The organism is Alysiella sp., assembly GCF_030525755.1.
Classification (GTDB): domain Bacteria; phylum Pseudomonadota; class Gammaproteobacteria; order Burkholderiales; family Neisseriaceae; genus Simonsiella.
Genome location: NZ_JAUNEC010000002.1, coordinates 17,877 through 42,540 on the forward strand (window position 1 = coordinate 17,877; position 24,664 = coordinate 42,540).

At 45.2% G+C, this 24,664-nt stretch carries 29 protein-coding genes; 26 read left to right on the forward strand and 3 right to left on the reverse strand.

Annotation, left to right across the window (positions count from 1 at the left end; translation table 11 throughout):
• Positions 1-7 precede the first annotated feature (7 nt).
• The 19 genes from rpsH (at position 8) to Q4B82_RS00855 (ending at position 11,806) form a co-directional block, all read left to right on the forward strand.
• On the forward strand, positions 8-400 hold the full coding sequence (gene rpsH / locus Q4B82_RS00765) for a 30S ribosomal protein S8 (RefSeq protein ID WP_097114670.1): 393 nt from the start codon (positions 8-10) through the stop codon (positions 398-400).
• Between the two features lie 15 nt (positions 401-415).
• The gene (rplF, locus tag Q4B82_RS00770; RefSeq protein ID WP_303064514.1) at positions 416-949 is read left to right on the forward strand and encodes a 50S ribosomal protein L6; all 534 of its coding nucleotides are present in this window, start codon (positions 416-418) and stop codon (positions 947-949) included.
• Positions 950-963: 14 nt separating this feature from the next.
• Positions 964-1,317 (forward strand): 50S ribosomal protein L18, encoded by a 354-nt coding sequence (gene rplR, locus Q4B82_RS00775; RefSeq protein ID WP_097114668.1) that lies wholly within the window; start codon positions 964-966, stop codon positions 1,315-1,317.
• Positions 1,318-1,337: 20 nt separating this feature from the next.
• A complete protein-coding gene (gene rpsE, locus Q4B82_RS00780) occupies positions 1,338-1,856 on the forward strand; it encodes a 30S ribosomal protein S5 (protein WP_097114667.1) in 519 nt (172 codons plus the stop codon).
• A complete protein-coding gene (gene rpmD, locus Q4B82_RS00785) occupies positions 1,849-2,034 on the forward strand; it encodes a 50S ribosomal protein L30 (RefSeq protein WP_097114666.1) in 186 nt (61 codons plus the stop codon). Before rpsE ends, rpmD begins: the two co-directional genes overlap by 8 nt.
• A gap of 4 nt (positions 2,035-2,038) precedes the next feature.
• Positions 2,039-2,473 carry a 50S ribosomal protein L15 gene (rplO, locus tag Q4B82_RS00790; RefSeq protein ID WP_097114665.1) on the forward strand — a complete coding sequence of 145 codons (435 nt, stop codon included), beginning with the start codon at positions 2,039-2,041 and terminating at the stop codon, positions 2,471-2,473.
• A 10-nt stretch (positions 2,474-2,483) separates the two neighbouring features.
• Positions 2,484-3,770, forward strand: coding sequence for a preprotein translocase subunit SecY (secY, locus tag Q4B82_RS00795; RefSeq protein WP_303064515.1), 1,287 nt, complete (start codon positions 2,484-2,486; stop codon positions 3,768-3,770).
• Positions 3,771-3,793: 23 nt separating this feature from the next.
• Complete coding sequence (gene infA / locus Q4B82_RS00800; protein WP_003788578.1) at positions 3,794-4,012, forward strand: translation initiation factor IF-1; 219 nt, start codon at positions 3,794-3,796, stop codon at positions 4,010-4,012.
• 25 nt (positions 4,013-4,037) lie between these two features.
• Positions 4,038-4,151 carry a 50S ribosomal protein L36 gene (gene rpmJ, locus Q4B82_RS00805; protein WP_002642304.1) on the forward strand — a complete coding sequence of 38 codons (114 nt, stop codon included), beginning with the start codon at positions 4,038-4,040 and terminating at the stop codon, positions 4,149-4,151.
• A gap of 153 nt (positions 4,152-4,304) precedes the next feature.
• Positions 4,305-4,667 carry a 30S ribosomal protein S13 gene (gene rpsM / locus Q4B82_RS00810; protein ID WP_097114663.1) on the forward strand — a complete coding sequence of 121 codons (363 nt, stop codon included), beginning with the start codon at positions 4,305-4,307 and terminating at the stop codon, positions 4,665-4,667.
• A gap of 16 nt (positions 4,668-4,683) precedes the next feature.
• Positions 4,684-5,079 (forward strand): 30S ribosomal protein S11, encoded by a 396-nt coding sequence (gene rpsK, locus Q4B82_RS00815; RefSeq protein WP_002216249.1) that lies wholly within the window; start codon positions 4,684-4,686, stop codon positions 5,077-5,079.
• 12 nt (positions 5,080-5,091) lie between these two features.
• Positions 5,092-5,712: a 30S ribosomal protein S4 gene (gene rpsD / locus Q4B82_RS00820; RefSeq protein ID WP_097114662.1), complete on the forward strand. Its 621-nt coding sequence runs from the start codon at positions 5,092-5,094 to the stop codon at positions 5,710-5,712.
• A gap of 26 nt (positions 5,713-5,738) precedes the next feature.
• Positions 5,739-6,722: a DNA-directed RNA polymerase subunit alpha gene (gene rpoA / locus Q4B82_RS00825; RefSeq protein WP_034293283.1), complete on the forward strand. Its 984-nt coding sequence runs from the start codon at positions 5,739-5,741 to the stop codon at positions 6,720-6,722.
• A 25-nt stretch (positions 6,723-6,747) separates the two neighbouring features.
• Positions 6,748-7,116 (forward strand): 50S ribosomal protein L17, encoded by a 369-nt coding sequence (gene rplQ / locus Q4B82_RS00830; RefSeq protein ID WP_303064540.1) that lies wholly within the window; start codon positions 6,748-6,750, stop codon positions 7,114-7,116.
• Positions 7,117-7,739: 623 nt separating this feature from the next.
• Positions 7,740-7,967 carry a hypothetical protein gene (locus tag Q4B82_RS00835; RefSeq protein ID WP_303064541.1) on the forward strand — a complete coding sequence of 76 codons (228 nt, stop codon included), beginning with the start codon at positions 7,740-7,742 and terminating at the stop codon, positions 7,965-7,967.
• A 443-nt stretch (positions 7,968-8,410) separates the two neighbouring features.
• On the forward strand, positions 8,411-9,106 hold the full coding sequence (locus tag Q4B82_RS00840; protein ID WP_303064542.1) for an energy-coupling factor ABC transporter permease: 696 nt from the start codon (positions 8,411-8,413) through the stop codon (positions 9,104-9,106).
• A gap of 18 nt (positions 9,107-9,124) precedes the next feature.
• The gene (locus tag Q4B82_RS00845; protein ID WP_303064543.1) at positions 9,125-9,913 is read left to right on the forward strand and encodes an RNA ligase family protein; all 789 of its coding nucleotides are present in this window, start codon (positions 9,125-9,127) and stop codon (positions 9,911-9,913) included.
• 97 nt (positions 9,914-10,010) lie between these two features.
• Positions 10,011-10,661: a hypothetical protein gene (locus Q4B82_RS00850; protein WP_303064544.1), complete on the forward strand. Its 651-nt coding sequence runs from the start codon at positions 10,011-10,013 to the stop codon at positions 10,659-10,661.
• A 17-nt stretch (positions 10,662-10,678) separates the two neighbouring features.
• Positions 10,679-11,806, forward strand: a complete 1,128-nt coding sequence (locus tag Q4B82_RS00855) for an AAA family ATPase (protein WP_303064545.1) — start codon at positions 10,679-10,681, stop codon at positions 11,804-11,806.
• A 94-nt stretch (positions 11,807-11,900) separates the two neighbouring features.
• Here Q4B82_RS00855 and uvrC read toward each other — a convergent pair whose 3' ends face one another.
• Entirely contained in the window at positions 11,901-13,739 is a 1,839-nt protein-coding gene (gene uvrC, locus Q4B82_RS00860; RefSeq protein WP_303064546.1) for an excinuclease ABC subunit UvrC, read from the reverse strand.
• A 90-nt stretch (positions 13,740-13,829) separates the two neighbouring features.
• On the opposite strand from uvrC, the gene Q4B82_RS00865 reads away from it, so the two are divergent.
• From Q4B82_RS00865 to Q4B82_RS00890, 6 genes are all read left to right on the forward strand, one after another.
• Positions 13,830-13,985: a hypothetical protein gene (locus Q4B82_RS00865; RefSeq protein WP_303064547.1), complete on the forward strand. Its 156-nt coding sequence runs from the start codon at positions 13,830-13,832 to the stop codon at positions 13,983-13,985.
• 146 nt (positions 13,986-14,131) lie between these two features.
• A complete protein-coding gene (locus Q4B82_RS00870; RefSeq protein ID WP_303064548.1) occupies positions 14,132-15,184 on the forward strand; it encodes a metallophosphoesterase in 1,053 nt (350 codons plus the stop codon).
• Positions 15,185-15,817: 633 nt separating this feature from the next.
• The gene (gene glnE / locus Q4B82_RS00875) at positions 15,818-18,508 is read left to right on the forward strand and encodes a bifunctional [glutamate--ammonia ligase]-adenylyl-L-tyrosine phosphorylase/[glutamate--ammonia-ligase] adenylyltransferase (protein ID WP_303064549.1); all 2,691 of its coding nucleotides are present in this window, start codon (positions 15,818-15,820) and stop codon (positions 18,506-18,508) included.
• 326 nt (positions 18,509-18,834) lie between these two features.
• Complete coding sequence (locus tag Q4B82_RS00880; protein ID WP_303064550.1) at positions 18,835-19,146, forward strand: YqjD family protein; 312 nt, start codon at positions 18,835-18,837, stop codon at positions 19,144-19,146.
• Positions 19,147-19,226: 80 nt separating this feature from the next.
• Positions 19,227-19,667: a phage holin family protein gene (locus tag Q4B82_RS00885; protein ID WP_303064551.1), complete on the forward strand. Its 441-nt coding sequence runs from the start codon at positions 19,227-19,229 to the stop codon at positions 19,665-19,667.
• Positions 19,636-19,959, forward strand: coding sequence for a hypothetical protein (locus Q4B82_RS00890; protein WP_303064552.1), 324 nt, complete (start codon positions 19,636-19,638; stop codon positions 19,957-19,959). Before Q4B82_RS00885 ends, Q4B82_RS00890 begins: the two co-directional genes overlap by 32 nt.
• A gap of 275 nt (positions 19,960-20,234) precedes the next feature.
• On the opposite strand, the gene Q4B82_RS00895 is transcribed toward Q4B82_RS00890, so the two are convergent.
• Both Q4B82_RS00895 and Q4B82_RS00900 read right to left on the reverse strand, forming a co-directional pair.
• Positions 20,235-21,254: an ABC transporter ATP-binding protein gene (locus Q4B82_RS00895; protein ID WP_303064553.1), complete on the reverse strand. Its 1,020-nt coding sequence runs from the start codon at positions 21,252-21,254 to the stop codon at positions 20,235-20,237.
• Positions 21,251-22,861, reverse strand: coding sequence for an iron ABC transporter permease (locus Q4B82_RS00900; RefSeq protein ID WP_303064554.1), 1,611 nt, complete (start codon positions 22,859-22,861; stop codon positions 21,251-21,253). The genes Q4B82_RS00895 and Q4B82_RS00900 overlap by 4 nt, the downstream gene beginning before the upstream one ends.
• 239 nt (positions 22,862-23,100) lie before the next feature.
• Between Q4B82_RS00900 and Q4B82_RS00905 the strand changes: the two genes are divergently transcribed.
• Complete coding sequence (locus Q4B82_RS00905; protein WP_303064555.1) at positions 23,101-24,117, forward strand: Fe(3+) ABC transporter substrate-binding protein; 1,017 nt, start codon at positions 23,101-23,103, stop codon at positions 24,115-24,117.
• Positions 24,118-24,664 lie beyond the last annotated feature (547 nt).

Here is a 24,664-nt window from a genome sequence, read left to right on the forward strand (position 1 = left end):
AGAAAAAATGAGTATGCATGATCCTATTTCCGATATGTTGACCCGTATCCGTAATGCCCAACGCTCTAATAAAGTGGCTGTGGCGATGCCTTCTTCAAAATTAAAATGCGCAATTGCCAAAGTTTTGAAAGAAGAGGGTTATATCGAAGATTTTGCTGTATCTGCTGATGCAAAACCTGTATTGAACATCACTTTGAAATACTATGCAGGTCGCCCCGTAATTGAACAAATTAAACGCGTTTCACGCCCTGGTTTGCGTGTTTACAAAGGCTCTGACGAAATCCCTGCTGTGATGAACGGCTTGGGCGTTGCCATTGTCAGCACATCAAAAGGTGTGATGACCGACCGTAAAGCGCGCGCTGCTGGTATCGGCGGTGAATTGCTGTGCATTGTTGCCTAATAGGAGAGTTGAACGATGTCTCGCGTAGCGAAAAATCCAGTAACTGTTCCTGCTGGCGTAGAAGTAAACATTGGAACAGATGTGTTTACCGTAAAAGGTAAAAACGGTACTTTGACCTTGCCTTTGAAAGGCGATGTGAAAATTGAGTTGAACGATGGCACTTTGACCTTTCAGGCTGCCAACGAAAGCAAACACGCTGCTGCCATGTCTGGCACAGTACGCGCTTTGGTTGCCAATATGGTTAAAGGCGTTTCCGAAGGCTTTGAGAAAAAATTGCAATTGGTTGGCGTGGGTTACCGCGCACAGGCTCAGGGTAATGTGTTGAACCTGTCTTTGGGTTTCTCTCACCCTGTCAACCACACCATGCCTGCTGGCGTGAGTGTTGCCACCCCTTCTCAAACCGAAATCGTTTTGACTGGTGCAGACAAACAAGCTGTGGGTCAAGTGGCTGCTGAAATTCGTGCTTACCGCGCACCCGAGCCTTACAAAGGCAAAGGTATTCGCTATGCTGGCGAAGTGGTTGTCATGAAAGAAGCTAAGAAGAAATAATTGAGGCTGTAACCATGAATAAAAAAATCGCAAGATTGCGCCGCGCCCGCAAAACCCGTGCGCGTATCGCAGATTTGAAAATGGTGCGTTTGTGCGTATTCCGCACCAACAGCCATATTTATGCTCAAATCATCAGTGCCGAAGGCGACAAAGTTTTGGCTTCTGCTTCTACCGTTGAAGCCGAAGTGCGTGGCAGCCTGAAAAATGGCGGCAACACCGAAGCGGCTGCCGTAGTGGGCAAACGCATCGCCGAAAAAGCCAAAGCGGCTGGCATTGAAAAAGTGGCTTTTGACCGTTCAGGTTTTCAATATCACGGTCGCGTGAAAGCTTTGGCTGAGGCTGCCCGTGAAAACGGTTTGAGCTTCTAAGAAAGATTTTGGAGACCAAAATGGCAAAACATGAAACAGAAGAACGCGGCGACGGCTTAATTGAAAAAATGGTTGCCGTAAACCGCGTAACCAAAGTGGTTAAAGGTGGTCGCATTATGGCGTTCTCCGCTTTAACCGTAGTGGGTGATGGCGATGGTCGCATTGGTATGGGTAAAGGCAAATCTCGTGAAGTGCCTGTTGCCGTACAAAAAGCCATGGACCAAGCACGCCGCAATATGATTCGCGTACCTTTGAAAAACGGTACCATTCATCACGAAGTAATGGGTAAACATGGTGCAACGCGCGTCTTCATGCAGCCTGCCAAAGAAGGTAGCGGTGTGAAAGCGGGTGGTCCAATGCGTTTGGTATTTGATGCTTTGGGCGTACACAATATTTCTGCAAAAGTACACGGTTCAACCAATCCTTACAACATCGTTCGTGCAACTTTGGACGCTTTGTCTAAATTGTACACGCCTGCTGAAATTGCAGCGAAACGTGGTTTGACCGTAGAAGAAATTTTGGGAGCAAACCATGAGTGAGCAAAAAAAGATTAAAGTAACTTTGGCAAAAAGTTTGATTGGCACGATTGAATCTCACCGCGCTTGTGCGCGTGGCTTGGGTTTGCGTCGCCGCGAACACACTGTTGAAGTGCTGGATACCCCTGCAAACCGTGGCATGATTAACAAAATTCGCTACTTGTTGAAAGTGGAGGGTTAAGATAATGTTTTTGAATACAATTCAACCTGCCGAAGGTGCAACTCATGCGGCTCGCCGCGTAGGTCGCGGTATCGGTAGCGGTATCGGTAAAACAGGCGGTCGCGGTCATAAAGGTCAAAAAAGCCGTGCAGGTGGCTACCACAAAGTAGGCTTTGAAGGCGGTCAAATGCCTTTACAACGCCGTTTGCCCAAACGCGGTTTCAATTCCATGACTGCTGCATTCAACGCCGAAGTTCGTTTGAGCGAATTGAATGCGATTGCGGTTGATGAAATTGATGTATTGACTTTGAAACAAGCTGGTTTGGTTGCGGCAAATGCCCAAGTGGTGAAAATCATCGCTTCAGGCAGCCTGAACAAAGCCGTTACCCTGAAAGGCATTAAAGCCACCAAGGGTGCAAAAGCTGCGATTGAAGCGGCTGGTGGCAAAGTAGAAGAATAAGGCGGCAGTAGTGGCTACTCAACTCTCTTCGTCAGGAAAAACAAAATTTTGGAACAATCCCGAATTGCGGAAACGTTTCATGTTTTTATTGGGTGCGCTGATTGTGTTTCGTATTGGCGCACACGTTCCTGTTCCCGGTGTTGATGCTGCTGCTTTGGCTGAATTATACAAAAGCGCACAAGGTGGCATCTTGGGCATGTTGAACATGTTTTCAGGAGGCTCTCTTGAGCGTTTTAGTATTTTTGCTATCGGCATCATGCCCTATATTTCTGCCTCTATTGTGATGCAACTTGCGTCTGAAATTATTCCTTCGTTGAAAACTTTAAAGAAAGAAGGAGAAGTAGGTCGTAAGAGTATTACAAAATATACGCGTATTGGTACAGTTGTATTAGCAACTTTGCAAAGTTTTGGTGTGGCAGCATTTGTATTGCAGCAGCAAATTGTTGTAATACCCGCATTTGAATTTTATATTTCTACTATAACCTGTTTGGTTGGTGGGACAATGTTTTTAATGTGGTTAGGTGAGCAAATTACGGAACGAGGTATTGGTAATGGTATTTCATTATTGATTACAGCAGGGATTGTTGCTGGTATTCCATCTGGTGTAATTCAATTATGGACTTTAAGAGATTCCATTGGTTCTTTAACTGCAATAGCAATTGCATTTGGTGTCTGTCTGCTTATCTATGCTATTGTATATTTTGAGAGTGCTCAGCGTAAAATACCTGTGCACTATGCAAAAAAGCAGTTAGGTCAGCAAGCCACATTTATGCCTTTTAAATTGAATATGGCTGGTGTTATTCCACCGATTTTTGCTTCAAGTATCATTATGTTACCTACAATGTTGGTAGGCTTTTGGGGTAATAGTAATTCAAGTGGGATATTGAGTAAAATTTTGATTCATTTGCAACATGGTCAGCCAGCATTTATTACTTTTTTTGCTATTGCAATCATTTTTTTCTGTTATTTCTACACGGCATTAGCATTTAGCCCAAAAGAAATGTCGGAAAATTTGAAGAAAAGTGGTGCTTTTATTCCTAGTATCAGACCAGGCGAACAAACGGCAAGATATTTAGAAAAAGTAGTATTGCGTTTAACATTATTTGGTTCATTCTATATTACAATAGTGTGTTTGATTCCTGAATTTTTAACAACTTTTTTAGGTATTCCATTTTATTTAGGTGGTACATCATTGCTGATTTTGGTTGTTGTAACGATGGATTTTCATAATCAAATTAATTCATACAGTATGACACAGCGATATGAATATTTGATGAAACGCAGTATTGATAATTAAGTTATTTTACCTAAAAGATAATTATGGCAAAAGAAGATACCATACAAATGCAAGGCGAGATTTTGGAAACCTTGCCCAATGCAACTTTTAAAGTAAAACTCGAAAATGGACACGAAGTGTTGGGACACATTTCAGGTAAAATGCGCATGCACTACATTCGCATTTCCCCCGGTGATAAAGTTACCGTGGAGATGACACCCTATGATTTGACCCGCGCTCGTATTGTTTTCCGAGCCCGATAAACCCCGTTGTTACAAGGAACTCATCATGCGTGTACAACCTTCAGTAAAACCCATTTGCCGCAACTGCAAAGTGATTCGCCGCAATCGCGTGGTTCGCGTCATCTGTACTGACCCCCGTCATAAACAACGTCAAGGTTAATGTTGTTGTGTTTCAACGCCAAATTGGGTGATAAAGAAAATTTCTTTTAAATTCAAGCTTTCAGGCTGCCTGAAAGCATTTGGCGTTTGTACACAATCACTTGGCTGTGATTTTTGTGTTATGATACAAACTTTTGCCCTTTAAGGAAAAAATATGGCTCGTATTGCAGGGGTAAATATCCCCAATAATGCCCATATCGTGATTGGCTTGCAAGCCATTTACGGTATCGGTGCGACTCGTGCTAAAAACATTTGCGAAGCGGCTGGCATTGTGCCCAGCACCAAAGTCAAAGATTTGGACGAGTCTCAATTAGATGCTTTGCGTGAACAAGTTGCCAAATACGAAGTAGAAGGTGATTTGCGCCGTGAAGTAACCATGAACATCAAACGCTTGATTGACATGGGCTGTTATCGTGGCATGCGCCATCGTCGTGGTTTGCCTTGCCGTGGTCAGCGCACTCGCACGAATGCGCGTACCCGTAAAGGTCCACGCAAAGCGATTGCTGGTAAAAAATAATTTTTAAGGAAATAGAATGGCTAAAGCAAACACAGCCTCTCGTGTACGCAAAAAAGTACGCAAAACCGTGAGTGAAGGTATTGTGCATGTTCATGCATCTTTCAACAATACCATCATTACCATCACCGACCGTCAAGGCAATGCATTGTCTTGGGCTACCTCTGGCGGCGCGGGATTTAAAGGTTCTCGTAAAAGTACACCCTTTGCTGCCCAAGTTGCAGCAGAAGCCGCTGGTAAAGTTGCCCAAGAGTATGGCGTAAAAAATTTGGAAGTTCGCATTAAAGGTCCAGGACCGGGTCGCGAATCTTCTGTGCGTGCGCTCAATGCTCTGGGTTTCAAAATCACCAGCATTACCGATGTTACTCCGTTGCCACACAACGGTTGCCGTCCGCCTAAAAAGCGTCGTATCTAATAGGAGCAAAGCATGGCACGTTATCTTGGTCCAAAATGTAAATTGGCTCGCCGTGAAGGCACGGATTTGTATCTGAAAAGCGCACGCCGCTCTTTGGATTCAAAATGCAAAATGGAATCCGCACCTGGACAACACGGTGCGAAAAAACCACGCTTGTCAGACTACGGTTTGCAATTGCGTGAAAAACAAAAAATTCGCCGCATCTACGGTGTATTAGAGCGTCAATTCCGCCGCTACTTTGCCGAAGCAGACCGCCGCAAAGGTTCAACTGGCGAATTGTTGCTGCAATTATTGGAATCGCGTTTGGACAACGTGGTTTACCGCATGGGTTTCGCTTCTACCCGCGCAGAAGCCCGCCAACTGGTTTCCCACAAAGCCCTGACTGTAAACGGTCAAGTGGTAAACATTCCTTCTTTCCAAGTGAAAGCAGGCGATGTGGTGGCAGTACGCGAAAAAGCAAAAAAACAAGTTCGCATTCAAGAAGCCTTGGGTTTGGCTGCCCAAATCGGTATGCCAAGCTGGGTTTCAGTTGATGCCAACAAAATGGAAGGCACGTTCAAAAACGTACCTGACCGCGCTGAATTGTACAGCGATATTAATGAACAGCTGGTGGTAGAGTTCTACTCTAAATAATGCCTAGCACAGTGAGGGACAGTTAAATGCAAAACAGCACAACCGAATTTTTGAAACCCCGCCAAATTGATGTGGATACGCTGTCCGCAACTCGCGCAAAAGTGTCAATGCAGCCTTTTGAGCGTGGTTTTGGTCATACATTGGGTAATGCTTTGCGTCGTATCTTACTGTCGTCCATGAATGGCTTTGCACCTACTGAGGTCAGCATTGCTGGCGTGTTGCATGAATACTCCACCTTGGACGGTGTTCAGGAAGATGTCGTGGACATTTTGTTGAACATCAAAGGCATTGTGTTCAAGCTGCATGGTCGCACCGATGTATTGGTAACACTGAAAAAATCGGGTGCGGGTGCTGTGCGCGCCAGCGATATTGAATTGCCTCACGATGTGGAAATCATCAATCCTGACCATGTTTTGTGCCACTTGGCTGAAAATGGCAGCATTGAGATGGAAATCAAAGTAGAACAAGGTCGTGGCTATCAATCGGTTTCGGGTCGCCGTCATGGCAAGGAACAAAACAAGATTGGTGCCATTCAACTGGATGCGAGCTTTTCGCCCATCAGCCGTGTTAGTTTTGATGTTGAAGCAGCTCGCGTGGAACAACGCACCGACTTGGACAGCCTGATTTTGGATATTGAAACCAATGGTGCGATTGACCCCGAAGAAGCGGTGCGTACCGCAGCGCGTATTTTGATTGACCAAATGTCCATCTTTGCCGATTTGCAAGGCACGCCTGTGGAAGTGGAAGAAGAAAAAGCACCGCCGATTGACCCTGTACTGCTGCGCCCCGTAGATGATTTGGAATTGACGGTTCGTTCTGCGAACTGCCTGAAAGCCGAAGACATCTACTACATCGGCGATTTGATTCAGCGTACTGAAACCGAGTTGTTAAAAACGCCAAATCTGGGTCGCAAATCTTTGAACGAAATCAAAGAAGTGTTGGCTTCCAAAGGACTGACATTGGGTTCTAAATTGGAAGCATGGCCACCTGCTGGTTTGGAAAAGCCGTAAGCTTTGAAGATTAAAGGATAATGACATGCGTCATCGTAATGGTAACCGTAAATTAAACCGCACCAGCAGCCACCGTGCTGCCATGTTGCGCAATATGGCTAACTCTTTGTTGAGCCATGAAACCATCGTAACCACTTTGCCCAAAGCAAAAGAGTTGCGCCGTGTGGTTGAACCCTTGATTACTTTGGGTAAAAAACCTTCTTTGGCAAACCGCCGTTTGGCATTTGACCGCACTCGCGACCGCGATGTGGTGGTGAAATTGTTTGACGATTTGGGCGTACGCTTCGCCAACCGCAATGGTGGCTATGTGCGTATCCTGAAATATGGTTTCCGCAAAGGCGACAATGCTCCTTTGGCATTGGTTGAGTTGGTTGAGGAAAAAGACGCTGAGTAATATAGTTTCAGAATTGAAGAAAACATTAGGGTATTACCAATCCCTTGTGTACTGTTTGTGTATACGCGGCAGTTATTGTCTTGTATTTTCACTTCTACAACTATATCAGCATAAAATAACCCAAACAGGTTTCGGCTCGTTTGGGTTATTTTATGCAGGAGGGATATTGAGGGGGAGTTAGGTTAGCGACCCACCCTTGTATCTTTTCAATTGTGTGGATAAAAACACATTATGAACACAAAAACCAAAAAGAGCAGGAAATTGAGCCCAACCTGAGTGCCTAGACGCTGTAATGCAGATGAACCTACCCCGTTTCCCAGCAGTTTAATCTGAATAGTATCCAAGTGCCCGATTTGGTTCGCAGATACTGCATGCACAGGGAAAGACTCTACGATGGACAACATTCAACATATCGTAGGCATTGATGTTCCTCAAAAAAATGGGGCATTACCTACCTCAAAGACACCCACAAACGCAGTATCCACAGCAAAATTTTGGATAAACAATCCCGATGGCTGCCTGAAATTCATAGAATGAATTGAGAAAAACATCACCACTAATTTATCTACCATTCATGTGATTATGGGAGCAACTGGTATTTACCACGAGTTGTTGGCATATTTTTGCATGATAAAGGCATCAAAGTAAGCATGGTCAATCCCAAGTGTATCCTTGATTTTGCCAAATCATTGGATAAGGTACACAAAATCGACAAAAGTGACAGCAAAGTCATGTTAAGCAAACGTGGCAACAGCAAAATGTGGGCTTTACTGTATATGCCGAAGAAATACAATTCTGATATCCAAGTCTATTATGAGTGGCTGCTAGCGCGTGGTAAAACCAAAATGTAAGCGATTGGGACAAGTATGTGCTGATTGGTACATTTTTGCCTTGGTGTACTCAAACACCAAGCTGTTTATCAAGCCCAAACTGCGTGAGTTTTTTGACAATTTAGGCTGACTGGAAAGATAGTATCTGCATTTTTCACACTATCCATATTATCCACATATTAGGTGTTCAGGCTGCCTGAAACATATAGTAAATTAAAATAAGAAATCTGTTTCGTTGCCCACGCCTTTATGTACTATTTGTACACGGCGGTCGTGGTCGCCTTGCATCTTTCTTATTTTACTTCACTATATAGCTAATATACTTTAAAACAGTTGCCTTGTTGGCTTACTTTACTGTTGTATGCCTTGTACTCATTCCAAGCTGTGTCAGTCATGCATTTTTGTGCTGCTTATGCACACTTATTTTCTGGCAGTTCTTTAATACTATTGCAATTTTTATCATCATGATTTTTTCTGCAAATTGGTTCACTTCATGGTTTATGTGGATAAGTTATTTACCCTATTTAACATTGACCATTTTTGCTTTAAAGCACCTTAATGTTACGCCACAAACCGTTCCATCTCGTGCTTATGCCATTGCAATGGGCATTACTGCTCTTTTATGGTTGATGCAAGTTCAAATTGATGCAGGGCATCTGCATGGTATGAGTTATCACTTGCTTGGTCTAAATCTGGTGGCACTTATGTTGGGCTTGCCAGCAGCTTTTTTATTAGGCAGTGCATGGTTACTGATGTTTGGCATACTGCGACATGGCAGCGACTTTTTGTCCGTATTTGCACTCAATGGCATGGCAATTATTTTACCTACTTGTTTTATCAATGCATTATTTCGTTATTTGACACAACGATTTTTGCCCAAACAAGTCTTCATCTACATCTTTGTCAATGCTTTTTTAGCAAGTGCATTTGGCATGCTTGCCACAGGACTGGTGGTATGCAGTTTATTACATAGTGCAGACGTGTTTTCAGGCAGCATTGTTTGGCAAGCTGCATTCCCAGTTTTTTTCTTGCTCACATGGGGGGAAGCATTTTTAAGTGGCATTGGTGCGGCCATTTGTGTGGCATTTAAACCCGAATTACTGCAAACCTTTGATGATGCAATTTATTTGAAACGTCAAAACAGCATTTGGCGTGATTAAAAGCACAAGGACAACATCATGCAAAAATACCCGCGCAGTCTCCACGCCCACATCAGTCTCGGCACAACATCAGACGACCGCTTTATGCCACGCGATTACGTCCGCCACTTTGCCGCCCTGCCCGATTTGGTGCTGACCGAAAAATTGGACGGACAAAACAACTGTTTTTGTGCCGCAGGGCTGTTTGCGCGCTCCCACGCCGCGCCCACACAACACGCTTGGGACAAACCCCTGCTGGAACGCTGGCGGCTGATTAAAGACGATTTGGGCGATTTGGAACTGTTTGGCGAAAATCTGTATGGCATTCATTCTATTGCCTATTCTCAACTGGAAAGTTATTTTTACCTGTTCGCCGTGCGCCAAAATGGGCGATGGTTGAGTTGGGACGAGGTGCAATTTTATGCCGCGATGTTTGATTTTCCGACCGTGCCAGAAATCCCCATCACACAAGCACTCGCCACGTTTACGCAAAACAATTTAAATGAAAACAAGCAACTGGAAAACTGGCTGACCGCCAACTTGGGCATGGCGTGGACAGACTATGTGCAAACAGGCGGACAACTGGGCGGCTACGACCCCAAAACAGGCGAACCATGCAGCGAAGGTTTTGTGATACGCAACCGCGCCGATTTTGCTGTGAACAATGGCGATTTACCCGTACAAGCCAATGAATTTAATCAATTATTTAAATTGGTACGCGCCAAGCACGTCCAAACCGATGTGCATTGGACAAAAACATGGCAACCCGCCCAACTGATTGATTACACAAAATATCATTGGGAAAGTTGGCAATTTATGCAGGGTTAAGTTTTTCAGGCAGCCTGAAAAACCCGTAGGGTGCACCACGCACACTGATTTCGCCACAAATATTTAATTTTCAAAAATACACCACGAAATGCAAAATATGGACATCAATCTCATTGAACATGAAATCGCCAAAACGTTTGACACATTACGCAATGTTTTAGCATCAGAAACTTTCTTCTGTGGCAGATTAGCACATTTTCACAATGGCGAATATAATTTGATATTCAATGCCTTACAAGCATATGATTACTATACTGACCAAGACAGCGATAAACACGGCAACACGGTTTATCTCGATTTATTAGAAGACCCACCTCTTGAACGCATCAAAACACCCACTCCATACGAAACCCTATCCCATACCGATATACTCAAAATCCAAGCCGTTTATGAATCATACTCCTGCAGACTATTTGACTTGATTAAACAAATCAGCCAGCAACAAAGCTGGGATAAATTGATAAAAGGTACATCAATTGACTTTGTTTATAACGATTTCTATAACTTTTTGCACTACTTCTCGTATCAAAAATGGGCGAATGATGAAACCGCATACAGCCATTTTTTAACAGAACAATTCAAAGTGTACCAATTAGGCGGCGTACCCTGTGGCTGGGAAAAGCAATATCCGCAAGGCAATTTGATTGTTTATTTACCAATATATGGCGAGCGGTTGATTTTAATAAAAAAATTATTATTTATCATACATTCAGTTTCAGGCAGCCTGAAACCCCATTTTCCAAAATAAAAACAAAAGGATAAACCATGTGGACATTCCCCCACTACACCCCACACCGCCCGATTGATTGGGCGCAACTGACCCAACATTATGCGTGGCTGGACGAAATGCGCCACGTCCCCCAAGACCCCGAATGGCATGGCGAAGGCGATGTTTTGACCCACACGCAAATGGTGGTGGACGAATTGTTCAGGCTGCCTGAATTTGCCGAATTATCGCCACAAAATCAACATATTCTGTTCACAGCCGCCCTGTTGCACGATGTGGAAAAACGCAGCACCACCCACGAAGAAATCGTGGACGGCAAAACGCGCATCGTCTCGCCACGCCACGCGCAAAAAGGCGAATACACCGCACGACAAATTCTCTACCGCGACATCGCCACCCCCTTTACCGTGCGCGAGCAAATTTGCAAACTGGTGCGCCTGCACGGTCTGCCACTTTGGGCAATCAGCAAACCCGACCCCGAACGCGCGGTGATTGCCGCCAGTTTGGTGCTGGACACGCGCCTGTTGGCGATGTTGGCGCGCGCAGACGTGTTGGGACGCATTTGTGCCGACCAAACAGATTTATTGTTGCGAATTGATTTATTTGAAGAAATGTGCAAAGACTTGAATTGCTGGGGACAAGCACGACCATTCGCCACGCCCCAAGCACGTTATCACTATTTAAATCAAGGCGGTAGCGCAGATTATGTGCCGTATGACGATTTCACTTGCGAAGTCGTAATGATGTGTGCTTTGGCAGGTTCAGGAAAAGACACCTTTATTCACAAACACTTATCCCACCTACCCACCCTTTCGCTGGACGACATACGCCGCGCCCACAAACTTAATCCCGCCAACAGCCACGATACCGCCCAAGCCGTGCGAATCGGCAAAGAATTGGCGAAACAATATTTGCGCGAAAAACGCGATTTTGTCTTCAACGCCACCAATTTAAACCGCGATTTACGCAGCAAATGGACGGATATTTTTGCCGCATATGGCGCAAAAATCAAAATCGTGTATTTGGAAGTGCCATATGCCAAGCTCTTGAAACAAAACAAACAACGCGAACACGCCGTACCCGAACACGTTTTAATGCAAATGTTGGGCAAATTGGAAATACCCAGTTTTGATGAAGCCCATGAAATTGCGTTTCAGGCAGCCTGAAAACGGCTGTGGAAACCGCGTGGCAAATGGTGAGTAATCTTAAATAGAAAAACTGCCTGAAAACTTTCAGGCAGCTTTTTGCATGATTTTCGCGTTAAACACCGTGAAAATGGTCGTAAATTTTCCGTGCCAAATCCATGCTGATGCCATCGGTTTGCGCCAAATCGTCCACGCTGGCTGCCTGAACGCCACGCAATCCCCCAAATTTCAACAACAATGCCGCTTTGCGTTTCGCGCCCACCCCTGCGATGTCTTGCAATGATGAGGTGATGCGCGTTTTGTCGCGCTTGGCTCTCATGCCTGTGATGGCGAAACGGTGGCTTTCATCGCGTATGGTTTGCAATAAATGCAGGGCAGGGCTGTTTTCAGGCAGCCTGAACATTTTGTTTTGAAACGGCAAAATCAATTCTTCCAAACCCGCTTTGCGTTCCACGCCTTTGGCTATGCCCACAATCGGCATTTGCAAACCCAATTCTGCCCACACTTGCAAAGCCATGTTCACTTGCCCTTTGCCGCCGTCTATCAGCACCACATCGGGAAAACGCACCGTTTCGCCCTGCGCGGCTGCCTGAACCATTTTGCCATAACGCCGCGTCAGCACTTCGCGCATGGCGGCATAGTCATCGCCAGCTTTGGCGGTGGCGATGTTGTAGCGGCGATATTGTTTGGGCTGCATGGCAAAATCATCGTACACCACGCAACTTGCCATGGTTGCCTCGCCCTGCGTGTGGCTGATGTCAAAGCATTCCAAACGGTGCAACTCGTTTTCAGGCAGCCCCAAAATGTGTGCCAAGTCCGCAACACGCTGTTTTTGATTGCCATTTTGGCGCTGGTGTTGCGACAAAGCCAGTTGTGCGTTGCGTGTGGCATTGTCCAGCCACACTTTGCGCTCGCCGCGTTCGGGTTGGACGATGGCGATTTTCTTGCCATGTTCCGCATTCAACGCGGTGTGTAGGCTTTCAGGCAGCCTGAAATTCACAATCAACACATCGGGCTTGTTTTTGCCCAAATAATGTTGTGCAACAAAGGCTTGGGCATAATCATCAATTTGCGGATTCGGGTCGTGGCGCGTATCGGGAAAGAAATTTTTGTCGCCAACATGTCGCCCACCGCGCACGCTCGCCCAATGCACACACACCTGCCCCTGTTCTACACAAATCACAATAATATCAATATCTTGTTGATTGTTGGGCGTGTGGCTGTCAATAAATTGCTTGGCTTGCACCACGCTCAAAGCCTGAATCTGGTCGCGCCATTTTGCCGCCTGTTCAAAATCCAAGTTTTCGGCAGCTTGTAACATATTCTGTTCCCAAGTCTTTAATAAATCAGCCGTTTTGCCATTTAGGAAGTCGGTGGCAGCCTGAACGCTTTGCGCGTAATCCGCCCCATCAATCGCCCCCACGCAAGGCGCAGAACAACGCTTGATTTGGTGGAGCAAGCACGCACGGTCGCGGTGGGCAAACACGCTGTCTTCGCAAGTCCTTAATTGGAAAACTTTTTGCAAAATTTCCATGCTGTCGCGCACCGCATAGCCGTTGGGATAAGGACCAAAAAAACGATGTGGCTTTTTTGGCGTGCCGCGAAAATACGCCAAACGCGGAAAATCGTGTCCGCTCAACATCAAATAGGGATAGGATTTGTCATCGCGAAACAAAATATTGTATTTGGGGTTCAAAGATTTAATCAGGTTGTTTTCCAAAATCAAGGCTTCTGCCTCGCTGTTGGTCAGCGTGATTTCCACTTTGGCAACCTGTTTCAACATCAACTGAATGCGTGGCGAATGGTCGTTTTTTTGGAAATAGCTGGACACGCGGCGTTTCAAATTCACCGCCTTGCCAACGTAAAGCACGGTATCGTCAGCCGACATCATGCGGTACACACCAGCCGATGTGGGCAAGGTTTTCAGAAAAACATCAAGATTAAATGCAGACATTTCAGGCAGCCTGAACAATGGAAAATAGGGGAATTATCGCATTTTTGCGCTTTTCAGGCTGCCAGAAATTCACAGAATGGTTTATTGTATATGCCAGCTGTTGTTGCCAAGAAATACAATCCTGATATTCAAGTCCATTATGAGCGGCTGCTGGCAAGCGATTGGGACAGTTTTGCTTCGGTGTATTCAAACACCAAATTGTTTATCAAGCCCAAACTGTGTGAATTTTTTGACAATTTAGGCTGACTGGAAAGATGGTATTTATAAGAAATATTTCAGGCAGTCTGAATATTTTTATCGAGTGCTGAAAGGCGGCTTGATGACATTAAGATAGATGCGAGATGGTTGGGGCATCTGTATAATGGCATGGTTAAATTCTTGAAATGGTGCATATGTCTTTAATACAAAATTTGCCTGCGGGCAGCTTGGACGTGGTGGGCGATGTGCATGGTCAGTTTGAGGCTTTGCAGAATTTGTTGCACTATTTGGGTTATCGTCCCGATGGCAGCCACCCACAAGGACGAAAGTTGGTGTTTGTGGGCGATTTGGCAGACAGAGGTCCTGACTCGCCTGCGGTGTTTGAGTGGTTCAGGCAGGCTTATCGTGCTGGCAATGCCTTGATGGTATTGGGTAATCATGAATTAAATTTATTGAACCGCGAAGCGAAAGATGGTTCGGGCTGGTTTTTTCATCAGCGCGCGCAATTGGATGAACCCAATTACGCGCCTTGGTCTAGGCTGCCTGAAAATGGTAAACAGGCTTTGTGGGATTTATTGAAACGCCAACCGATTATTTTGCAGCGTGCGGATTTGCGGATTGTGCATGCGGCGTGGTTGCCCAATGCGGTGTCGCGTTTGTTGGACTGTGTGGAACAAAAATGTCCCAGCGAATATTATGGCGAGTGGGACGATGAATTGAATTGCTGCATCAAACATGCACCTTGGTTTGATGATTATTTGGCGGAGCAGCGTTTGCACGCACATGGTTTGGAAAATCCGTCTATTGTGCCGCCTTTGATGCCTGCCACGGCAGCACATGATGTTTATCGCAACAGCAGCCACCCGATGCGGGCTTTGGTTTGTGGTACAGAAAAAGCGGCAGCAGAACCGTTTTTTGCTGGTGGGCGTTGGCGATTTTCGGTGCGTGATGCGTGGTGGGACGATTATCGCGATAACGCACATGTGATAGTGGGACATTATTGGCGACCATGGTTTACCCATATGCCTCAACCCAAACACCGTCAAGGCATGTTTGATTTCCCCTCGAATCATTGGCATGGTGCGCGTAAGAATGTGTTTTGCATTGATTTTTCAGTTGGCGCACGTTGGCGCGACCGCAAACGCAATATTGCGCCAACCGACTCGCAATACCGTTTGGCAGCGATGCGTTGGCCTGAAAAAATTTTGGTGTTTGACAATGGGGAAACAGTGGAAACGGTGGTTTAAGAACCTGTATTCATTAAGGTTGATGGTGGTTTATGGTGTGACATCAGGCTGCCTGAAAACCCCAATCTCATCAAAATATGTTGCTTAATGAGCCATTCTTATCTCGCTCCAAGATTTGCCAAATTCTCTGATGCGGTATCCAAATTTGAAAACTTGGTACATTTGCCCCGTAAGCAGGGGTAGGAACAGGGAATGAAAATCATTGTATACTGCCATAGTTGTAGAAGTGAAAAAGCAGTACAAGGCGACAACGTCCACCGTGAGTGGTACATAAGGGTGTTGGCAACGCCGTACTGCTTTTAGAACCTGTATTCACAATCTCAATAGTTTGCTTTTATCGCCACTTCATGCGCCGACTGCCTTGGCTTTTCACGCTGATATGTTCAATATTGGCATGAAAATCCGCCTTGTATTCGCAAGAATGGACAATAAAATCAAGCCATCAATCTTATGAATACAGGTTCTTAGTTCTGCGGCAATATTTTGTTTTGCGGTACACGACCTGTAATTTGTTCCTTCCTCCGTTAGAAACGATGAAGGGAATAGATTGTTGAGAAATTGTCGTATACTGAAATTTTGTTTAAAAAGAAATGGTTTGTTTCGCTGGCAGTCCATTTTTACTGAAAGTCGTCCATGAATACCTATGCCATGCTTGCCTTTGCCCGCTCTCATTCCCTTTGGTTATCGCGCCAGCTTGACCACAATAAATTGGACGGCGTACATTTGGCACATATCTTGGCAAAACCACTTGAAAAAACCGATTTTATGGCATTTGCCGATTGGCAAGGCTTTCAGGCGACCTTGAATGAAAGCGAATTGGCACGGCAGTTGCGGATTTTGCGCCGTTATGTGCTGGCACAGATTATGGTGCGTGATTTAAACCGCGTATCCGATTTGGCGGAAGTAACGCGTACGATTACCGAATTTGCCGATTTTGCGGTGAACACGGCGGCAGCGTTTGCCGAGCAATATTATCGTGAAATGTATGGCACACCTAAAGGACGGCATACGGGTGTGGCACAGCATTTGAGTGTGGTGGCAATGGGCAAGGCAGGTGGTTTTGAGTTGAACGTGTCTTCCGATATTGACTTGATTTTCATCTATGGCGAAGCAGGCGAAACGGACGGACGGCGCAGCCAAGACAATCAAACGTTTTTTACCAAAGTTGGACGCAAAATCATTGCTTTATTGGACGATATCACAGACGAAGGACAGGTTTTTCGTGTGGATATGCGCTTGCGACCTGATGGCGACAGCGGTGCGCTGGTGTGGAGCGAAACGGCTTTGGAACAATATTTGATGACGCAAGGGCGCGAGTGGGAACGTTATGCGTGGTGCAAAGGGCGCGTAGTAACGCCGTATGCCAATGACATTGTTGGTGTCGTGCGTCCCTTTGTATTCCGCAAATATTTGGATTACAACGCCTATGCTGCTATGCGTGATTTGCACCGTCAAATTCGTGCCGAAGCCACCAAAAAATACAGCGCAGACAACATCAAATTGGGTGCAGGTGGCATACGCGAAGTGGAATTTGTGGCACAAATTTTCCAGATGATACGCGGCGGTCAGCATAAAACCTTGCAATTAAAAGGCACACAAGAAACGCTGCAACGTTTGGCGCAAATGCAGATGCTGCCTGAAAACACGGTAGCAGATTTGTTGGCAGCCTACCGTTTTTTGCGTGATGTGGAACACCGCTTGCAATACTGGGACGACCAACAAACCCAAACGCTGCCTGAAAACGCCGAACAACAGCAATTATTGGCGCAAAGCATGGGTTTTGCCAATTATGCTGCTTTTTCAGGCAGCCTGAATGCCCATCGCCAAGTTGTTGCTCAAGTGTTTGCTCAAATTCTTGCTGAACCCGAAGCCGAAAATACCGATGATGCACCTTATAGCAGCGTGTGGTTAAATGCCGATGACATCAGCAACAATGTTGCTACACTTACCGATATAGGTTTCAGGCAGCCTGAAAGCCTCGCTCAACGCCTGTGGCAATTGAAAAACAGCAATCGCTATCGCCAACTTTCCGTACAAGCACAACCACGTTTTGATGCGATTGTGCCACGTCTGATTGAAGCAGCTGCCAGCACGCACGCACCTGATGAAGCGATATGGCGTTTGTTGTCGTTTTTGGAAACCATCAGCCGCCGTTCTGCTTATTTGGCGTTTCTCAACCACTATCCACAAGCACGCAAACAGCTTGCCAACTTGATGGCACAAAGTGCATGGTTGGCAGAATATTTGCAACAACACCCCATTTTATTAGATGAACTGTTGTCTGCACAACTGATGCAGCCTTTGGACTGGCGCACACTCAAAACCGAACTTTCAGGCAGCCTCAATGCCTGTGAAGACACAGAAAGCAAAATGGACACCCTGCGCCGTTTTCAACACGCGCAAATTTTCCGTTTGGCAATGCAAGATTTGGCAGGGTGTTGGACTGTAGAGGCATTAAGCGATGAACTTTCCCTGCTGGCCGATACCATACTGACACTCACGTTGGAACACGCGTGGCAAAGCATACCCAAAACCCACAGACCAGACCCGCAATTTGCCATCATTGCCTACGGCAAATTGGGAGGCAAAGAATTGGGTTACACCTCCGATTTGGACTTGGTTTACCTGTATGATGACCCACACCCCGAAGCCGCCGACCATTACGCTAAACTTGCACGCCGTTTGAACACATGGCTTTCAGGCAGCACAGGTGCAGGCACACTTTACGACACCGATTTGCGTTTGCGTCCCGATGGCGACAACGGCTTCATCGTCCACAGCATCACCGCTTTTGAACACTATCAACACGAAAAAGCATGGACTTGGGAGCATCAAGCCTTAACCCGCGCCCGTTTTGTGTGTGGTAGCGAAACCGTGGGCAAGCAATTTGAAAACATACGCCGCGCCATTTTGACTCAGCCGCGTGATGAACAAAAATTGCATCAAGAGATAATTGAAATGCGCGAAAAAATGTTTCCCACGCATCCGCCTGTGGACAGCGATGTTAAATACGCACGTGGTGGCGTAGTGGACGTAGAATTTATGGTGCAATATTTGGTGTTGGCAAAAAGTGCAACTGAACCAGCCTTATTGGAAAATTACGGCAACATTGCCCTTTTGGGTATGGCGGCACGGCGCAGTTTAATTGATGCAGACATTGCCCAACAAGCTGCCGATGCGTATCGCCGTTTCCGACACATTCAACATAACACAAAATTGCGCGACATCGCACACGTTCAAATTGATGAAACATTATTGGCAGACTATGCAGTAGTTAAAACATTGTGGCAACAGGTATTTGGGCAAGCAGCAAAGGCTGTCTGAAATCCAACCCAAACTTACCAAGTTCTCAAATCTACCGCCGCATAGCAACTGTATTTTTACCTGACGGGGTTAAAAATACAGTTGCTACGAAGAACTTGCCAAACCCGATATTTGAGACAGGAAAACAGATTAACGTTCATCTTAAAAAGTTGTTGTGTACAGTTTCAGAATTGAAAAGCACTACAACCATTCTAAAAAGCAGCTTGAAAGTTTATGTTAAAAATCACAATTTCCCTTGCCAATATGCCACTTATTCAGGCATAGTGAAAAGTGTCTGAACAAGGCAACATTAATCTTACCATGAGTAACTGCATAAGGAGCATGACATGAAACGCGATTTTGACAAACAAAAAGAAGCCCTGTTAAATGAAATCCGCAGCGTATTAAATGAAGTAGAGAGCCTGTATCAAGACGGCATAGAACAAGGGGAAGAGGAAACCCGCGCATTAAAGGCACGTTTAAAAGGTCAGTTGCGCGATGTACAAAATAAACTTCAAGATTTTGAAGAACGTGCAGTAGAACAAGTGAAAATCCATGCCAAACGTGCTGATGACTATGTCAACGAAAAGCCTTATTATGCAATGGGTTTCGCAGCTTTGGCGGGTTTGGTTGTAGGGGTTTTACTGAACCGCCGTTAACCGTCTCTATTGAATAGACAAACAAAAGCTGTCTGCATTTTCAGGCAGCTTTTTGAATTTTGAATAAGGAAAGCAAAAGCATGGGGATTCGCCAAGAAATCAATCATTTCAAAAACCTATGGCTACACGGCTCGGAATTATTGCTCTTGCGCGTGCGCCTGCTGCGTTTGGATATGGAAGAACAACTGGCGGGCATCATCAAAATTGTTGCCTGCATCGCTTTTGCTGCTGTTTTAACTTTAATTTTCTTAATGGCATTATTATTGGGGTTGAATGCCATGCTGCCTGAACACATCAAAATCGGGGTATTTTTTGGTGTTGCCATTATTGCGCTGCTTGCTTTATTACTGATGATTTATCGTATTCCCATCATTTGGCAAAACAGTCGCAAGCCATTAAACCATACCCTAAACGAAATGCAAAACGACCTTGCCCATTTACGTGGCACAACCCATTCCCATTTTGACCCCTTATTTCAGGAGCAATCTGATGAGTCATTCCAATCGCAAACAAGAGCGTGAATTATTGGTATTGCAAGCCCGATTAATGCAACTGAAAATAGCAGCCGTTCATGCCCAAAAACGCGGAATCCGACACAATAATGCTGCACCTTCACAAACCTTGATGCACTTTGCCCACCGTGCAACGGGTTTCATCAGCAACAAACGCTTGCTCAAACTCGCCATGTTGCCCAGTCGTTGGCGACATCGCTTGATTGTAGGCGGTTTATTGTTTGTATGGGAATGGTATCGCCACAATCATGATGCGCTTGGCGCACGGTGCAAAACACAAGATTACGGTCGTTTTAAATAAAAACAGACAAGACAGCAGCGACTGTCTTGTCTTAATTTTTTGTATTTTAATGTGAATTCAGCGGTATCCAGAAAATGTGTTTTTCAAATTGCTGTGTACTGTAAAGCTGCCTGAAAAACCAATGAACATTTGTTTGGAATAAGAAAATTGAAAATAGCATGAAAATAAATGACTTGTGTAGGGTGGGTGCTGGCATTCATCCTTTTCAGGCAGCCTGAACATCAATCATCGTTGTGATAGGTGATGGGTGTCAGCACCTACTCTACGCAAGTCATTTATTCATTGTCTGCAAACACCACCGCATGACCTTGATGTCGCACCAATAGGCTGCCTGAAAATGGTTGTGCGGTGTGTAGCAGGAGTTTACTGCCATCGGACAGAACCAATGTATGCGCCCAGTGGCTGCCTTTAAATTCCTGTTCCAATATTTGTGCAGGTGTACCAACGGTTTCATTGTCCGCTACTATCAGGCTTTCAGGACGCACAAAAACACGCACAGTAGTTTGGGGCGTTAAATCGCGTGTATCGACTTTCAGGCAGCCTAATGCGGTTTGTACTTCACCATTTTGCCGTACTTGTCCTGTAATCAGGCTGCCTGAACCGATGAAAGCAGCAATTTGTGCATCAGCAGGATTGTGGTAAATGTTTTGTGGCGTGTCCCATTGTACCAGCTTGCCGTTTCGCATCACACCGATTTTGTCGGCAACCGCAAAGGCTTCTGCTTGGTCGTGTGTTACTGTTAAGGCGGTAATGTTCTGCTGTTTTAACAGTTTTTTGACATCTTGCGACAATTGGGTACGCAAATCGGCATCTAAATTGGAAAACGGTTCGTCCAATAAAATCAGTTTGGGACGTGGCGCAAGTGCGCGTGCTAAAGCGGTACGCTGTTGTTGTCCACCTGAAATTTGATGTGGATATTGTTTCAATAAATCCGTTAATCCCGTTAATTCTGCCAATTCTACTGTGCGTTGTTGGCGTTCGCTTCGTGGCAAATGATGCAGTCCAAAAGCAATGTTGTCTGCCACAGTTAAATGTGGAAACAAGGCGTAATCTTGAAATACCATACCAATCTGCCGCAAATGCGCGGGTATGTTTGTCAAATCACGTCCATCGGTCATGATTTGCCCACTTTGTGGTGTTTCAAAACCTGCAATCACACGCAAGGCGGTGGTTTTACCACAACCCGACTGTCCCAACAAACACGCGCTTTCGCCTTGTGCTAAATGCAAGTTGAAATCATGTAAAACGGTTTTGTTGCCAAAAGCAACATGAATGTGATGCAAAGATAAACTCATTTTTGTTGCTCCGTGCGAGAAAAGAAAATAACGGGCAGCAGACCTGTTAGGACAATCAATAAGGCGGGTAAGGCGGCATTGGCATATTGTCCTTCGGTGGTAAACGCATAAATGCGTGCTGCCAAAGTGTCCCAGTCATAAGGTCGTGTCATTAAGGTAATGGGCATTTCTTTCATGGTTTCCACAAAAACCATCAAAATGGCAGTACCTGTTGCACCTTTGAGTAAGGGAACATAAACGCGGCGCAAAACTTGTATGCCATTGCAGCCCAAAGTGCGTGCCACTTCTGCTTGACTGGGACTAATCCGCTCCAATCCTGCTTCCACATTCGCAAACCCCACCGCCAAAAAACGGATCAATAAGGCAAACATCATGACTACCAAAGTGCCTTTGATGATGCCTGTTACTTCTTCAGGTAGCCCTAAAAAAGCAATCAGCTGATTGTCCAACCATGCTACGGGTACAAAAATACCCACCGCCAAAACCGTACCAGGTACGGTGTAACCCAAAGTAGCAATACGCGTACTGATAAGGGCAAAACGTCCGCCGTGTGCGCGTTTAGATAAAGCCAACAACAAAGCAACTGCTGCCGTTATCCATGCCACAATCATGGAAGCCGAAAAGGTATGCCATGTCTGTTGCCAAAGTGAAGTATTGAAACCATCATCAAAAGTTTGATATGCCCATACAATCAGTTGCATCACAGGCAAAATAAATGCCACAAACAAAATGCCACCACAATAAGCACTTGCCAAATACGCTTTGCTGCCTGAAAGCTGCTTGCGGTATTGAGCTGTACCGCGACCTGTTTGGCTAAAACGGCGCGCACCACGCGACCATTGCTCCAATGCCAACAACACAAAAACCGCACATATCAACATTGCTGCCAATTGTTTGGCAGTTTCAATGGAATAGAAATCAAACCATGCCTGATAAATGGCAGTCGTAAATGTGTCGTAGCTGAATATGGACACTGTGCCAAAGTCAGCCAATGTTTCCATTAAAGCCAAAATCGTACCACCTGCCAGCCATGGACGCGCCATCGGCAACGCCAATCGCCAAAATGCTTGATACGGTGATAAACCCAAAGCCGCACCTGCTTCTAATGCGCGTTGTCCCATCGTTTGAAATGCATTACGTGCCAAAAGGTAAACATAAGGGTAAAAAGTGAAACTCATTACCCAAATTAAACCCCAGCCATTGCGGATTTCAGGCAGCCCACGCTCCCAGCCTTGTGTTTCACGCAACCATGTACTAATCGGTCCTGTGTAATCAAACAAACCCAGTTGCGTAAACGCCAAAACATAAGCGGGCATTGCTAATGGCAACATCATTGCCCAAAAGAAAAAGCCTTGTAAAGGAAAACGATACAAAGCTGTGAGCCATGCCGCAGAAGTGCCCAAAATCAAAACTCCTGCACCCACACCCAGTACCAAGAAAAACGTGTTTTTCAACAATAAAGGCAGCTGAAATTCCCATAAGAAATCCCACAACTCCGCATCAAAACTGCCCCAAGCTGACAAAATCACCGATAAAGGCAGCAATACCGCCACCATACACACCATTAACCACAAACGTGGTAACAATAAACGAGAAACAGATTTCATAAAATTGGGATTTTTAAGATATGAAAACAGTTCGCCAACACACAGCGAACACAAAATGACATTATCGGCGTTTTTGCTACGAAAAACAATCCGTATAGCGAATGAGATTGCTTCTTGTTACTTCATAAAAATTCGCATACAATGTCCACCACAGCCTAAACACAGGTTGTCCTTGCAGTAAACCCAACTTGAAAACGGCATATTTTAAAACTATGCCATTGTTTTAAAGGAAAATACTGATGAATCAAATCCAAAAAACCGTATTATTTGCACTTGCCACTTTGGGCATGACTGCACCTGTTGTAGCACAAGAATTGGTGGTTTATACCTCGCGTGCCGATAATCTGCTCAAACCGATTGTGGAAGAATACCACAAGAAAACAGGCGTTAATGTGAAATTGGTAAGCGGGCAAGCTGGTCCATTGATGGAACGCATGAAAGAAGAAGGCAGCAACAGTCCTGCTGATGTGTTCATTACTGTTGATGGTGGCAATCTGTGGCAAGCAAGCGAAATGGGCTTATTGCGACCCATTCAATCCAAAGTTTTGACCAGCAACATTCCACCGCATTTGCGCGACCCTAAAAATCAATGGTTCGGTCTTTCTGTACGTGCGCGCACTATTTTCTACAACACCAATAAAGTGAAACCTGCTGAATTGTCGTCTTATGCTGATTTGGCTGATCCAAAATGGCGCGGTCGCTTGTGTTTGCGTACGTCCAACAGTGTGTATAACCAATCTTTGGTAGGCATCATGATTGCCAATCAAGGTCTTGTCAAAACCAAAAAAGTGGTTGAAGGCTGGGTTGCCAATTTAGCTGCTGACCCATTTGGCAATGACACTGCCATGTTGGAAGCAATTGGTGCAGGACGTTGCGATGTGGGCATTGCCAACACCTACTACTATGGTCGCCTAATGGCAAGTCGTGCCAAAGACAACAAACCTGAATTGCCGATTGGTATCTTCTTTGCCGACCAAAAAGCGCGTGGCACACATGTGAATGTTTCAGGTGCAGGCGTTGCCAAATACAGTCGCCAGCCCGAACAAGCACAAAAATTCATTGAATGGCTTTCAGGCAGCGAAGCACAAAACCTGTATGCCGACTTGAATAAAGAATACCCTGCTAATCCACGCATTAAGCCTGACGAAAACGTTGCCAAATGGGGCAATTTCAAACAAGATGTGATTAACGTTTCTCTCGCAGGCAAAAACCAGCGTCAAGCCGTGATGTTGATGAAACAAGTGGGTTACAAATAATCCTTTTAATCATCGGAAATCCAAGCCGATTTGTTGTCAGGCAGCCATTATAGGCTGCCTGAAATTTTTTCCATATCCCAAATTAGGCTAGGAACCTTGACAAAATCCATTTTTTAACTGGGTATTAGGTTCAAATTTCATATCCGCTTAAAAATGGAACTTTTATGGTTGGCTCAATTTAGAACAAGTATAAGGCGAGCCAATGTTGTAATTATTTTTAAAGTGAGTTAAGGGCTATTGGACAATTCGTTTCATGGTTGAATTTGTGTCAAAAATCGCCAATTTCTGCGTTAAAAATGCTTATCAGATGTCCAAGCTGATGCACATTTTGGCTTTGCAAGTCTACTTTGCTACCTGCCTTGAATTGATGATCGTTTTTGCCAACAAATTCCACTCACGCCCTGAATCATCAATAGCCCCTAGCCATAACAGAAACAGGGTAGATATGAAATCAGACCCTATAAGCTGAATGTTACAGAGATTTCAGGTTGGTTTGATTTTTTAAAATAACCATATTTATTGCTGTGTACAAATATTCAGGCTGCCT